Annotated in this window: 13 protein-coding genes and 1 pseudogene; 7 read left to right on the top strand and 7 right to left on the bottom strand. The window is 68.9% G+C overall.

Annotation, left to right across the window (positions count from 1 at the left end):
- Positions 1 to 139: 139 nt before the first annotated feature.
- Positions 140 to 655 (top strand): annotated as a pseudogene (locus tag ASJ79_RS07900) (C40 family peptidase); the annotation flags it as partial.
- A gap of 3 nt (positions 656 to 658) precedes the next feature.
- Here the strand turns inward: ASJ79_RS07900 and ASJ79_RS07895 are convergent.
- Entirely contained in the window at positions 659 to 1531 is an 873-nt protein-coding gene (locus ASJ79_RS07895) for an LLM class F420-dependent oxidoreductase (RefSeq protein ID WP_067954168.1), read from the bottom strand.
- Positions 1532 to 1664: 133 nt separating this feature from the next.
- Here ASJ79_RS07895 and ASJ79_RS07890 point away from each other — a divergent pair, with 133 nt between their 5' ends.
- Complete coding sequence (locus ASJ79_RS07890; RefSeq protein ID WP_067954167.1) at positions 1665 to 2915, top strand: primosomal protein; 1251 nt, start codon at positions 1665 to 1667, stop codon at positions 2913 to 2915.
- Positions 2916 to 2963: 48 nt separating this feature from the next.
- Here ASJ79_RS07890 and ASJ79_RS07885 read toward each other — a convergent pair whose 3' ends face one another.
- The 3 genes from ASJ79_RS07885 to ASJ79_RS07875 are packed head-to-tail and all read right to left on the bottom strand — an operon-like array spanning position 2964 to position 5849.
- Complete coding sequence (locus ASJ79_RS07885) at positions 2964 to 4052, bottom strand: adenosine deaminase (RefSeq protein ID WP_067954169.1); 1089 nt, start codon at positions 4050 to 4052, stop codon at positions 2964 to 2966.
- A 37-nt stretch (positions 4053 to 4089) separates the two neighbouring features.
- Positions 4090 to 5397, bottom strand: coding sequence for a thymidine phosphorylase (locus ASJ79_RS07880; protein ID WP_067954166.1), 1308 nt, complete (start codon positions 5395 to 5397; stop codon positions 4090 to 4092).
- Positions 5398 to 5426: 29 nt separating this feature from the next.
- Positions 5427 to 5849, bottom strand: a complete 423-nt coding sequence (locus ASJ79_RS07875) for a cytidine deaminase (RefSeq protein WP_067954165.1) — start codon at positions 5847 to 5849, stop codon at positions 5427 to 5429.
- A gap of 218 nt (positions 5850 to 6067) precedes the next feature.
- On the opposite strand from ASJ79_RS07875, the gene sdhC reads away from it, so the two are divergent.
- Genes sdhC through ASJ79_RS07855 form a run of 4 tightly spaced genes read left to right on the top strand, consistent with a single transcriptional unit; the run spans position 6068 to position 9556 of the window.
- On the top strand, positions 6068 to 6496 hold the full coding sequence (gene sdhC / locus ASJ79_RS07870; RefSeq protein WP_082753715.1) for a succinate dehydrogenase, cytochrome b556 subunit: 429 nt from the start codon (positions 6068 to 6070) through the stop codon (positions 6494 to 6496).
- A complete protein-coding gene (locus ASJ79_RS07865; protein ID WP_067954163.1) occupies positions 6496 to 6969 on the top strand; it encodes a succinate dehydrogenase hydrophobic membrane anchor subunit in 474 nt (157 codons plus the stop codon). Before sdhC ends, ASJ79_RS07865 begins: the two co-directional genes overlap by 1 nt.
- A gap of 24 nt (positions 6970 to 6993) precedes the next feature.
- Complete coding sequence (gene sdhA, locus ASJ79_RS07860; RefSeq protein ID WP_067954162.1) at positions 6994 to 8748, top strand: succinate dehydrogenase flavoprotein subunit; 1755 nt, start codon at positions 6994 to 6996, stop codon at positions 8746 to 8748.
- A gap of 31 nt (positions 8749 to 8779) precedes the next feature.
- The gene (locus tag ASJ79_RS07855) at positions 8780 to 9556 is read left to right on the top strand and encodes a succinate dehydrogenase iron-sulfur subunit (RefSeq protein WP_067954161.1); all 777 of its coding nucleotides are present in this window, start codon (positions 8780 to 8782) and stop codon (positions 9554 to 9556) included.
- Between the two features lie 63 nt (positions 9557 to 9619).
- Here ASJ79_RS07855 and ASJ79_RS07850 read toward each other — a convergent pair whose 3' ends face one another.
- Together ASJ79_RS07850 and ASJ79_RS07845 are read right to left on the bottom strand one after the other, a co-directional pair.
- Positions 9620 to 10708 (bottom strand): AI-2E family transporter, encoded by a 1089-nt coding sequence (locus ASJ79_RS07850; RefSeq protein ID WP_067954160.1) that lies wholly within the window; start codon positions 10706 to 10708, stop codon positions 9620 to 9622.
- Between the two features lie 9 nt (positions 10709 to 10717).
- Positions 10718 to 11623 carry an alpha/beta fold hydrolase gene (locus ASJ79_RS07845; RefSeq protein ID WP_067954159.1) on the bottom strand — a complete coding sequence of 302 codons (906 nt, stop codon included), beginning with the start codon at positions 11621 to 11623 and terminating at the stop codon, positions 10718 to 10720.
- Between the two features lie 85 nt (positions 11624 to 11708).
- On the opposite strand from ASJ79_RS07845, the gene ASJ79_RS07840 reads away from it, so the two are divergent.
- Positions 11709 to 12221: a CGNR zinc finger domain-containing protein gene (locus ASJ79_RS07840; RefSeq protein WP_231750775.1), complete on the top strand. Its 513-nt coding sequence runs from the start codon at positions 11709 to 11711 to the stop codon at positions 12219 to 12221.
- Between the two features lie 4 nt (positions 12222 to 12225).
- Here the strand turns inward: ASJ79_RS07840 and ASJ79_RS07835 are convergent.
- Positions 12226 to 12788 (bottom strand): DUF5914 domain-containing protein (locus tag ASJ79_RS07835; RefSeq protein WP_231750774.1); only part of this gene is annotated, 563 nt, incomplete at its 5' end.

Here is a 12788-nt window from a genome sequence, read left to right as displayed (position 1 = left end):
CGACCGGGGACGGCGCGAACTAGGACTCGCCGTCCTACGTTGTCGGCGTACGGTTCTGCGATGATGGCAACGTGGCCGACGCCAATCGTGAACTCGCGGATTTCCTGAAACGCGCCCGCAGCGCGGTGCGCCGCTCGCCGCACCGGGGATCGGGGCGGGGCCGGGGATCGGTGGCGGCGTCGGGTCCAGCGCGCTCGGCGAGCTGGCGGCGTTCACCCGTCCCGACGGATCCGAAACGCCCGACGCGGCGTCGTTCGGCGAGGGCGTGGCGATCAGGCTGCCTGACGGGACCATCGTGATGGCGCCCAACCCGGTGGCCGCCGACGCCGTCCGTCACGCGCTGACCCAGCTCGGGGTCCCGTACCAGTGGGGCGGGACGACGCCCGGTGTCGGATTGGACTGCAGCGGATTGACGCAGTGGGCCTACCGCGAGGCGGGGCTGAACATTCCGCGGCTGGCCCAGGAACAGGACATCGGCGGCGCGGTCGCGGCGTCGTCGGTGCTCCCCGGCGACCTCGCGGTGTGGGACGGTCACGTCGCGATGGTGGTCGGCGACGGCCTGATGGTGGAGGCCGGGGACCCGGTGAAGCTGTCCCCGATCCGGACCGACAACGCCGGCCAGGGTTTCCAGGGGTTCTGGCGGCCGACGGCGTGACCCTCAGGTACGCACGCGGATCCACTTACCGGCCAGCTCCGAGATCCACGCCTCGGCGGCGATCGGGTCCGCGGGCGGGCTGGCGACCAACACCAGCTCGTCGATGCCCGCATCGGCCAGCCGGCCGGCGTCGGCAGGCACCGGGTCGCGCAGCGCGACCGCCAGCCGCAGATCGGTGGGGTCGCGGCCGACCTGCCGGCACAGCTCGCGCAGCTTCGACGCGCGCGAGGCCGCCTCCTCGACGTCGGCGAGGTTGAAGCCGTACCAGCCGTCGCCCCACTCGGCGACCCGACGCAGCGCCGCGTCGGAGTTGCCGCCCAGGATGATCGGGATCGACCGCCCGTGCGGCTTCGGGTTGGCCCGCACCCGGTCGAAGGACACGTACTCGCCGGAGAAGGACGCGACGTCGTCGCGCCACAGCTTCCGCATCGCCGCGACGTACTCGGCCAATCGGCGTCCCCGGCCTACGAACGGCACGCCGAGGGCGTCGTACTCCTCCTTCGACCACCCGATGCCCACACCCAGCGACAGCCGACCGCCCGTCATCCGGTCCAGCGACGCGGCCTGCTTGGCGGTGATCACCGGGTTGTGCTCGGGCAGCAGCAGCACGCCGGTCGCCAGCTCGATGCGGTTCGTCGCCGCCGCGGCGAAACCGAGGGTGACCAACGGGTCCAGCCAATCGGTCCGCGAGGACAGCGAGATCCGACCGTCGTCGCCGTACGGAGGATGCGAGTGCCGCTCGTCGGCCATCACCACGCGCTGACCCGCCCACAGCGTCGCGAACCCCGAGCGTTCGGCCGCGTCCGCCACCGCATCGATCACGGTGCGTTGCGCACCCGCACCGATACCGAGGCCGTGCAGGCCGAGCCGGGTCATTCGGCGATCATGGCAGGCTTGACTTACATCCCGAGCGACGAACGGGTTGCGGTACGGCAGCGGTGCGTCGCGGCCAGGCCTGAGCGCAGCCATGCCCTCAACACCGCGGGGCCAGGTCGTTAGGCTGTGCCGCATGGCTGCTGACATCGTGCCCATCGGGCTGACGCTGACCAAGGGCGACGTGTACACGCTGTGGGCGCCGCGGTGGCGCGCCGACGGCGACGAGTGGGAAGCCTTCCTGGGCAAGGACGAGGACCTCTATGTCCTGGAATCAGTGGCTGACCTGGTGGCCTTCGTCCGCACCAGCACCGACAACGATCTGGTCGACCACCCGGCATGGCAGAAGCTCACCGAGGCCAACGCCCACCGGCTCACCCCGACCGACGACCACACCCACGACCTGGTGGTGCTGGAGGAGCTGCTCTCCCGGAAGCCCACCGAGGACAGCGTGCGCAAACTGCACGGCGCGCTGGCGGTGGTGTCGTCGATGGGATCGGTGTGCGAGCTGCCCGCGGTCACCAAGTTCTTCAACGGCAACCCGATGCTCGGCACCGTCGGCGGCGGGGTGGAGGCGTTCGGAGGCCGCGCCGGACGCAAGCGGTGGGCCGAGATCGAGAAGATCATCGCCAGGGGCTGGGACAACGTCATCGAGGCGCTCGACGAGATCATCACGGTTCCCGACGTCGACAGCGCGGCCGCGGAGAAAGCCCAGGCGGAACTCGACGAGCCGGCCCCGGAGCCGGACGAGGACGACCTCGTCATCGACGACGTGGTGGACACCGAGGAGGAGTCGGACTCGCTGGCGGCCGAGGCCGAGACCAGGGTGCTCGGCAGCGACAAGGACTTCTGGGCGCGGGTCGGGATCGATCCGGTCCGGATCATGACCAGCGGCGGGACGCTGTTCACGCTGCGCTGCTACCTCAACGACCAGCCGATCTTCCTCGGCCGCAACGGCCGCATCAGCGTGTTCCCCTCCGAGCGGACACTGGCCCGCTACCTGGCCGACGAGCACGACCACGACCTGTCCGACCTGGCCACCTACGACGACATCCGCACCGCGGCCACCGACGGTTCGCTGCGCGTCGAGGTCACCGACGACAACATCTACGTGCTGGACGGCATCGCCGACGACCTTGCCGAGGGCCCGGACGCGCTCGACCGCGACCAGCTCGAGCTCGCCGTCGAACTGCTGCGCGACATCGGCGACTACTCCGAGGACACCAGTGTCGACGCCAAGCTCTCCTCGGACACCGCGCTGGGCCGGGTGATCGCGCATGTGCTCGACCCGAAGGCGGTCACACGTCCGAGCGGGCCGTACGCCGACGCGGTCGCACAGTGGGAGTCGCTGGAGTCGTTCGTCGAGTCCCGCCTGCGCGAGGAGTGAATCCGGCGCGCTGGAGCACCGCCAGGGTGCCTGGGCGCGCCCGATTCGCTAGCCGACGAGCACGGCGTAGCGCGGTTTGATCACCTCGTCGATGATCGCCAGCCGTTGGTCGAACGGGATGAACGCCGACTTCATCGCGTTGATCGTGAACCGCTCCAGATCCGACCAGCCGTAGCCGAAGGCCTCCACCAGACGCAGCATCTCCAGGCTCATCGTGGTGTCGCTCATCAAGCGGTTGTCGGTGTTGACCGTGACCCGGAACCGCAGCCGCGCCAGCTGGTCGAACGGGTGCTCGGCGATGCTGCTGACGGCGCCGGTCTGCACATTCGAACTCGGGCACATCTCGAACGGAATCCGCTTGTCCCGCAACAGCGCCGCGAGCCTGCCCAGTTTCGCGCCGCCGTCGCCGTCGAGTTCGATGTCGTCGACGATCCGCACGCCGTGGCCGAGCCGGTCCGCCCCGCAGAACGCGATCGCCTCGTGGATCGACGGTAGGCCGAACGCCTCGCCGGCGTGAATGGTGAAGCGCGCGTTGTTGCTTCGCATGTACTCGAACGCGTCGAGGTGACGGCTCGGCGGGTACCCCGCCTCCGCGCCCGCGATGTCGAAACCGACCACCCCCTTGTCGCGGAACCGGATGGCCAGCTCGGCGATCTCCCGGGACCGCGCCGCGTGGCGCATCGCGGTGACCAGGCAGCGCACGGTGATGGTGCGACCGTCGGCGGCGGCCGCCTTCTCGCCGTCGGCGAAACCGGCCAGCACCGCGTCGACGACGGCGTCCAGTGACAGCCCGCCCTCGATGTGCAGCTCCGGAGCGAACCGGACCTCGGCGTAGACGACGTTGTCGGCCGCGAGGTCCTCGACGCACTCGAGGGCGACCCGGTGCAGCGCGTCCGGGGTCTGCATGACCCCGACGGTGTGGGCGAACGGCTCCAGGTACCGCACCAGCGATCCGCTGTGCGCGGCGGTGCGGAAGAACGTGGCGAGGCCGTCGACGTCGGTGGCGGGCAGGTAGTAGTAGCCGTACTGCCCGGCCAGGTCCAGCACCGTCGCCGGGCGGAGACCGCCGTCGAGGTGGTCGTGCAACAGCGCCTTCGGTGCGCGCCGGATGTTGTCGAGCGTCAACGGTGTCGTCACGGCATAACCTTTCCTGTGCACCTCACGTGCGCCTCCCCTACATGCTGATCCGATCGATGACGAGCGGCCCGACCGCCGGCGGCTGATCGCCCACACTCCAGGCGCCGTCGAGTTCGGCCACGGCGCCGGCAAGCCGTTCCGGGGTGTCGGTGTACAGCGTGAACAGCGGCTCACCGGGGGCGACGGGCTCACCCGGCCTGCGGTGGATGCGCATGCCGGCGCCGAACTGCACCTGCTCACCGGGGGCCGAGCGGCCCGCCCCGAGCCGCCACACCGCCAGTCCCACCGCCATCGCGTCGATGTCTCCCATGGTGCCACCGCGCGGCGCGCTGACGGTCTCGGAATGCGCACCCAGCGGCAACGCGTCGGCCGTCAACGTCGTCACGTCGCCGCCCTGCGCGGCCACCAGCTCCCGGAAGCAGTCCATCGCGGTGCCGTCGCGCAGGGTCTGCGCCGGGTCCGTCCCGTCCAGACCCGCGGCGTCGCACATCTCCCGGGCCAGGGCCAGCGTCAGCTCGACGACGTCGTCGGGTCCGCCACCGGCGAGCACCTCCAGCGACTCGACGACCTCGACGGCGTTGCCGACCGCGCGTCCCAGCGGGGTGTTCATGTCGGTCAGCAACGCACGCGTCAGCACACCGTGCTCGGTGCCGAGCTCGACCATGGTGCGGGCCAGCTCCCGCGACTCGGCCTCGCTGCCGAGGAACGCCCCGGAACCGACCTTCGAGTCGAGCACCAGCGCGCGGGTGCCCTCGGCGATCTTCTTGCTCATCACCGAGCTCGCGATCAACGGCAGCGACTCGGTGGTGGCGGTGACGTCACGCAGCGCGTAGATCTTGCGGTCGGCGGGGGCCAGCTCGCCGGCGGCGAAGATCGCCGCCCCGAGCTCGCAGAGTTGTTGGCGGATCTGGGCTTTGGAGATCTCGGCGGTGAATCCGGGAATGGACTCCAGTTTGTCCAGGGTTCCGCCGGTGTGGCCCAGGCCCCGGCCGGCGGCCTGCGGCACCGCGCCGCCGCACGCCATCACCACGGGCACCAGCGGGATCGTGATCTTGTCGCCCACACCGCCGGTGGAGTGCTTGTCGACCAACGCCAGCGGCTTTCCGTCGCGGCGCAGATCACCGAAGTCCAGCCGCTCACCGGAGCCGATCATCGCCGCCGTCCAGCGGGCGATCTCGCCGTTGGTCATGCCGCGTAGGTAGATCGCCATCAGCAGTGCCGACATCTGCGCGTCGGCGACGCGGCCGTGGGTGTAGGCGTCGATCACCCAATCGATCGCCGCGTCGGACAGCACGCCGCCGTCGCGCTTGGTCCGGATGACCGTCGGAGCATCGAGATGCGACATGGGGCCGGCGGCATCGATTGTGAGGCCCGTCACGGTGTTTCCTCCGCGGGCAGCGGGTTTCGGGCGAGATCGTCCGGGCCGAACGCGTCGGGAAGCAGGTCCCGCAGCGGCCTCGGCCCGAGCGGATGGTCGATCAGCAACTCCGGGCCGCCGTGCTCCAGCAGCACCTGCCGGCAGCGTCCGCAGGGCATCAGAACCTCGCCGTCGGGGCCCACACAGGACAGCGCGACCAGCCGTCCGCCGCCGCTGGAATGTAGGGCGCAGACCACTGCACACTCGGCACAGAGACCTAGGCCATATGAGACATTTTCCACATTGCATCCGGCCACCATTCGGTGATCGTCGACGAGTGCGGCCGCGCCCACCCGGAACCGCGAGTACGGCGCGTAGGCCTGCTCGGATACGTCGATCGCCTTGCGGCGCAACAATTTCCAGTCGATTTCCGTTGTCACGTCATGCCGTCCGAGTCGATTCTGAATCCATTCCGAACACCCCGCCCCGAGCCCCGAAGTCGCAGATAGGGGACCCTAACTTCTACCCTGGAACCAGGGCATCCGCCCCCACGCTAGTTCGTTCGACAGTACGTAGGGGATTAGAGTCGCCCCGAGGTTTGGGGCTCCGGTAAGCAGGACCGAGCTTCGAACGTCCACCGATGGCGTTGGAGGGTCACATGAGTACGGCGACACCAGCCGATACCGACATACCGGCACCGCGATCACAGCCGACGCGCCGCCGCACGTTCTACCGTGGCGACCCGGGCATGTGGTCCTGGGTCCTGCACCGCATCTCGGGTGCGACGATCTTCTTCTTCCTTTTCGTGCACGTGCTCGACACCGCGCTGGTGCGGGTCAGCCCGCAGGCCTACAACGAGGTCATCGAGACCTACAAGACGCCGATCGTCGGTCTGATGGAGATCGGTCTCGTCGCCGCCGTGCTCTACCACGCGCTCAACGGGATCCGGATCATCCTCATCGACTTCTGGTCGGAGGGTCCGCGGCACCAACGCAAGATGCTCTGGGTGATCGCCGGCGTGTTCATCGCCGTGTTCATCGCCTCGCTCGGGGTGATCGGGATGCACATGGCGGAGAGGTTCCTGTGATGGCCGAGAACGCTTACGACCACATCAGCGACCGCGGCGGGCCCGCGCCGGTGATGCAGCGCAGCTTCGACCGGCCCGCCGGTCTGGACAACCCGCGCGCGCCGCGACGCGGCGGCGGGATGCCCAACTTCGAGAAGTACACCTGGCTGTTCATGCGGTTCTCGGGCATCGTGCTCGTCTTCCTCGCCCTCGGCCACCTGTTCATCATGCTGATGTGGGACGAGGGTGTGTACCGGATCGACTTCAACTACGTCGCCGAGCGGTGGTCGTCGCCGTTCTGGCAGACCTGGGACCTGCTGCTGCTGTGGCTGGCCCAGCTGCACGGCGGCAACGGCATGCGCACGATCATCGCCGACTACACCCGCAAGGACTCCACCAAATTCTGGCTCAACACATTGCTGGCGCTGTCGATGGTGTTCACGCTGGTCCTGGGTACCTACGTGCTGATGACGTTCGACGCGACGATTTCCTGACCGGAGAGGCCGAGTGATCCAGAAATGATCATTGAACACCGCTACGACGTCGTCATCGTCGGTGCCGGCGGCGCGGGTATGCGGGCGGCCGTGGAGGCCGGCCCCCGGGTGCGCACGGCCGTGCTGACCAAGCTGTACCCGACCCGCTCCCACACCGGCGCGGCGCAGGGCGGCATGTGCGCGGCCCTGGCCAACGTCGAGGAAGACAACTGGGAGTGGCACACCTTCGACACCGTCAAGGGTGGTGACTACCTGGCCGATCAGGACGCCGTCGAGATCATGGCCAAGGAGGCCATCGACGCCGTGCTCGACCTGGAGAAGATGGGGATGCCGTTCAACCGCACCCCCGAGGGCCGCATCGACCAGCGCCGCTTCGGCGGCCACACCCGTGACCACGGCAAGGCCCCGGTCCGGCGTGCCTGCTACGCCGCCGACCGCACCGGCCACATGATCCTGCAGACGCTGTACCAGAACTGCGTCAAGCACGACGTGGAGTTCTTCAACGAGTTCTACGCCCTCGACATCGCGCTGACCGAGACGGCGTCGGGCCCGGTGGCCACCGGCGTGATCGCCTACGAGCTGGCCACCGGTGACATCCACGTGTTCCACGCCAAGGCGATCGTGTTTGCCACGGGCGGCTCGGGCCGGATGTACAAGACCACCTCGAACGCGCACACGCTGACCGGTGACGGCCTGGGCATCATCTTCCGCAAGGGACTTCCCTTGGAGGACATGGAGTTCCACCAGTTCCACCCGACCGGCCTGGCCGGCCTGGGCATCCTGATCTCCGAGGCCGTGCGCGGCGAGGGCGGCCGGCTGCTCAACGGCGACGGCGAGCGTTTCATGGAGCGGTACGCGCCGACGATCGTCGACCTGGCCCCGCGCGACATCGTGGCCCGTTCGATGGTGCTCGAGGTCCTCGAAGGCCGCGGCGCCGGGCCGAACAAGGACTACGTGTACATCGACGTGCGTCACCTCGGCGAGGATGTGCTGGAGGCCAAGCTGCCCGACATCACCGAGTTCGCGCGCACCTACCTCGGTGTGGACCCGGTCAAGGAGCTGGTGCCGGTCTACCCGACCTGTCACTACGTCATGGGCGGCATCCCGACGACGGTCAACGGACAGGTGCTGTCCGACAACACCACCATCATCCCGGGTCTGTACGCCGCCGGCGAGTGCGCCTGTGTGTCGGTGCACGGCGCCAACCGGCTGGGCACCAACTCACTGCTGGACATCAACGTGTTCGGCCGCCGCGCCGGCATCGCCGCGGCGAACTACGCACTCGGACATGACTTCGTCGAACTGCCCGAGAAGCCCGCGGACATGGTGGTCGGCTGGGTCGGCGACATCCTGTCCGAGCACGGCAACGAGCGCGTCGCCGACATCCGCGGCGCCCTGCAGCAGTCGATGGACAACAACGCCGCGGTGTTCCGCACCGAGGAGACGCTCAAGCAGGCGCTGACCGACATCCACGCGCTCAAGGAGCGGTACTCGCGGATCACGGTGCAGGACAAGGGCAAGCGCTACAACAGCGACCTGCTGGAAGCCATCGAGCTGGGCTTCCTGCTCGAGCTCGCCGAAGTGACCGTGGTGGGTGCGTTGAACCGCAAGGAATCCCGCGGCGGACATGCCCGCGAGGACTACCCGAACCGCGACGACACCAACTACATGCGCCACACCATGGCGTACAAGGAAGGTTCTGACCTTCTGAGTGACATCCGGTTGGACTACAAGCCTGTCGTCATGACGCGTTACGAGCCGATGGAACGGAAGTACTGACGATGAGCCGCTTGCGCGAAGAGAGAAGGCTATGAGCGCGCCCGCAATCGAGAAGGACGAGGCCACCACTCCCCCGGTGCCCGAGGGCGCGGTGATGGTGACGCTGAAGATCGCCCGGTTCAACCCGGAGTCGCCCGATGACGCCGGCTGGCAGAGCTTCCGGGTGCCGTGCCTGCCGAGCGACCGGCTGCTGAACCTGTTGCACTACGTGAAGTGGTACCTGGACGGCACGCTGACGTTCCGGCGGTCCTGCGCGCACGGCGTGTGCGGATCCGACGCGATGCGCATCAACGGCGTGAACCGGTTGGCGTGCAAGGTGCTGATGCGCGACATGCTGCCGAAGAACCCGAACAAGCAGCTGACCATCACGATCGAGCCGATCCGCGGCCTGCCCGTGGAGAAGGACCTCGTCGTCGACATGGAGCCGTTCTTCGACGCGTACCGCGCGATCAAGCCGTACCTGATCACCACCGGCAATCAGCCGACGCGCGAACGGATTCAGAGCCAGACCGACCGCGCCCGCTACGACGACACCACCAAGTGCATCCTGTGCGCCTGCTGCACGACCAGCTGCCCGGTGTACTGGAGCGAGGGGTCCTACTTCGGCCCGGCCGCGATCGTCAACGCGCACCGGTTCATCTTCGACTCCCGGGACGAGGGTGCGGCCGAGCGGCTGGACATCCTCAACGACGTCGACGGGGTGTGGCGCTGCCGCACGACGTTCAACTGCACCGAGGCCTGCCCGCGTGGCATCGAGGTGACCAAGGCGATCCAGGAGGTCAAGCGCGCGTTGATGTTCGCGCGTTAGCCCTGCGAACGGTGAATCCGGCGCGCTAGGCGACATCGGGTGTCGCATAGCGCGCCGGATTCGCTAGGCGTCGGTGCGTGCGGCGACCTGCTCGTCGTAGTAGCGCAGCACCACCGCGACCGCCGCGGCCACCGGTACCGCCAGGAACGCGCCGATCACGCCGAACGTCGAGGCGCCCAGCGTCACCGCCAACAGCACGATCACCGCGTGCAGCTTCATCGACCTCGACTGCAACCACGGCTGCAGCACGTTGCCTTCGAGTTGCTGCACCGCCAGGATGATGCCGAGCACGATCAGCGCGGTCACCGGACCGTTGGCCACCAGCGCGATCAGTACCGCCAGGCCACCGGCGACGAACGCGCCGACGATCGGCACGAAGCCGCCGATGAACGTGATGATCGCCAGCGCATACGCCAGCGGCACGCCGAGAACCACCAGCCCGATCCCGATGAGCACCGCGTCGACGAGGCTGACCAGCGCCTGGGTCCGGATGAACCCGCCGAGGGTCGACCACACCCGTTCGAGCACCGCGGCCAGATGCGGCCCGGCGGGCATCCCGGCGGTGCGGCGCAGCCACGGGATGAAGCCCGGGCCGTCCTTGAGCAGGAAGAACGTCACCACCACCGTGGCGAACAGCGTGACGAGCGCCGACGTGGCGGCACCGACACCGGTGAACAGGCCCGTGGCGATCTGCGCGCTGCTGGAGTCCAAGGTGTCGGTGATCGCGGTGACGGCCGAATCCAGTTGCGCCTCACTGATGTTCAGCGGCGGGCCGTCCAGCCAGTCGCGCACCTTCACCACACCGGCGGTGGCCTGCTCGGCCAGCTCGGTGGCCTGGTCGACGACCGCCGGCGCCACCGCGGCGATCACACCCGCGATGACGCCGACGGCGACGAGCAGCGCGAGCAGCACCGCCGCGGCCGGAGGCACTTTCCTGCTGCGCAGCCACCGCACCGGCGGCCACAACACCGTGGACACCATCAACGCCAGCAGCACCGGCAGCAGGATCACCCACGTCTTGCCGACCACCCACGCGAGCACCCACAGCCCCGCGGCCACCGCGACGAACTGCAGGGCGACGACCGCGGTCGAACGGAGATGAGCCTTGTAAACCGACCCGCGAGTGGTTACTGCCGGGGTGTCATCGTCCACCCGCCCTTTTTACCCAACCGCGACCCGATTCAACTCCGTCGTCTGCTGGTGATCGAGGCGGCGGGACAGGAAGTCCCGGATCAGCGCGGTCACCTCGGCCAGGCTGCTCTCCAGCAGGAAATGGCCGCCGTCGAGCAGGTGGATCTCGGGGTCGACGGCGTCGTCGGCGAACGCGCGCGCACCGTCCGGGCCGAAGAACGGGTCCTTGTCGCCCCACACCGCGAGCACCGGGACGGCGCTGGTGCGCAGGTGGTCGTGCAGCGCCGGGTAGATCTTCGGGTTCGTCGCGTAGTCGAGGAACAGCTTGAGCTGGATCGCCTCGTTGCCCGGGCGGGACAGCAGCGCGTGATCGTGGTGCCAGGTGTCCGGGCTGACGACCGACTCGTCGGGCACCCCGGCCAGGTACTGCGCCCTGGTCGCCTCGAACGTGAGCATCGTGCGCATCGCCGCCACGGTCTCGGGCGTCTGCTCGCGCTGGTAGTCCCACACCGGCGCCCACCCGTCGGCGACGAAGCCGGCGTCGTAGCCGTTGCCGTTCTGCGTGACGATCGCGGTGACGGCCTGCGGGTCGCGCAGCGCCAGCCGCCAGCCGACCGGGGCGCCGTAGTCCTGGACGTAGATCGCGTAGCGCACGATGCCGAGCTGGGTCAGCAGCCCGGCGACCAGCCCGCTGAGCGCGTCGAAGGTGTAGTCGAACTCCTCGACAGCCGGTGCGTCGGAGTAGCCGAAGCCGAGGTAGTCGGGCGCGATCACGTGGTAGCGGTCGGCGAGCTCGGGGATCAGGTTGCGGAACATGAACGAGCTGGTCGGGAAGCCGTGCAGCAGCACGATCGCCGGGGCGCCGGGCGATCCGGCCTCGCGGTAGAACAACCGGTACCCGTCCACGGTGGCGTAGCGGTGGTGCACATCGACCATGACTAACTCCTTAAATCATTTTATCCGGTTAGGTGCATTCAACTCCGGAACCTGTAACCTGTCAATAATGGTTTGGAGGTTAGTTGTGGAGCTCTGTGCGACGGGCACGGCGGACGAGGCGTTTCTGCTCGATCTGCTCAACACCACCCCGGTCCTCGACGGGGTGCCGACCGACGCGCTTGCCGACCTCGCCACCGCCACGCCGTGGATGCGCGGCCACGGCATCCGTGCCACCCACACCGAGTGGACCCAGCTGACCGCGGCCCGCGCCGCGCTGCAGGCGGTGATCCGCGGCGAACAGTCCCCGGCCGTGCTGCAGCGGTTTCTCGACGACGTCGGCCTGGTCCCGGCCGCGGGAGACTCCGGTGTGCGGTGGCGACTCGACGCCGGCGGCGCCTCCGGTGCGGCGCGCGCGGTGCTGGCCTGGGACGGGTTGCGGCAGACCAGCCCCGGGCGGTTGCGGCCGTGCGCGAACACCGAATGCCGGCTGTTCCTGATCGACCGCAGCAAGCCCAACACCGCCCGCTGGTGCTCGATGGCGATCTGCGGCAACCGGATGAAGGCCCGTCGGCACTATCAGCGCACGCGCGGCGATTGAGACGCTACGGCCGCGGCTGGGACCGCAATTCGAAGAGCCGCTCGGCGTAGGCCAGATCGTCGCGCCACAGCCGGTTCGCCGCGCGCCGCATCAACGGCCGGAGCAGCGGGGCCGCGACCAGTCCCGCCCCGAACCGCGGCCGGTCGGAGTGCGCGATCACCGCTTCGATCACCGCGCTGCGGGGCCGCCCGTCCGGGCCCGGCCCGAGCGGGGTCGCGTGGGTCTCGACCACGCTTCCGCGGCCCTCCCCCTCGACGATGCGCATCACCACCGTTCGCGGTCCGGGCGTGGTGAACTCGGCGATGACCGGCACCCCCAGCCGGCCGATGTGGAAGGTCACCTCGACCACGAACCGGTCGAGGTCCGCGGTGAGTCCGTCGTCGGCGGGCGGCGCGCTGAGCACTCGCAGCCGGGCGAACGAGTACGGGTGAAACCACGCCCCGGGCCGCTGCCGAGGCAGTTCGCGACGGTGGTGCGCAAGATCGTGAAGTTCGCGCTGCCGTTCTGACAACTTTCCGCCGAAATGGCATTCCAGCAGGTCCTCACTCGGATTTTCGCTGCTGGAAT

It is taken from the genome of Mycobacterium sp. NAZ190054 (genome assembly GCF_001545925.1).
Lineage (GTDB): Bacteria > Actinomycetota > Actinomycetes > Mycobacteriales > Mycobacteriaceae > Mycobacterium.
The sequence above is the reverse complement of the archived record's forward strand: the minus strand, read 5'-3'. Positions and strand labels throughout refer to the sequence as shown.

What these genes read in the sequence shown, in the direction of transcription:
- ASJ79_RS07845 (WP_067954159.1), bottom strand. Translation starts at nt 11,623, where the DNA reads ATGGTCGATGTGCACCACCGCTACGCCACCGTGGACGGGTACCGGTTG.
- sdhC (WP_082753715.1), top strand. Translation starts at nt 6,068, where the DNA reads ATGAGTACGGCGACACCAGCCGATACCGACATACCGGCACCGCGATCA.
- ASJ79_RS07890 (WP_067954167.1), top strand. Translation starts at nt 1,665, where the DNA reads ATGGCTGCTGACATCGTGCCCATCGGGCTGACGCTGACCAAGGGCGAC.
- ASJ79_RS07855 (WP_067954161.1), top strand. Translation starts at nt 8,780, where the DNA reads ATGAGCGCGCCCGCAATCGAGAAGGACGAGGCCACCACTCCCCCGGTG.
- ASJ79_RS07880 (WP_067954166.1), bottom strand. Translation starts at nt 5,397, where the DNA reads ATGTCGCATCTCGATGCTCCGACGGTCATCCGGACCAAGCGCGACGGC.
- ASJ79_RS07865 (WP_067954163.1), top strand. Translation starts at nt 6,496, where the DNA reads ATGGCCGAGAACGCTTACGACCACATCAGCGACCGCGGCGGGCCCGCG.
- ASJ79_RS07895 (WP_067954168.1), bottom strand. Translation starts at nt 1,531, where the DNA reads ATGACCCGGCTCGGCCTGCACGGCCTCGGTATCGGTGCGGGTGCGCAA.
- sdhA (WP_067954162.1), top strand. Translation starts at nt 6,994, where the DNA reads ATGATCATTGAACACCGCTACGACGTCGTCATCGTCGGTGCCGGCGGC.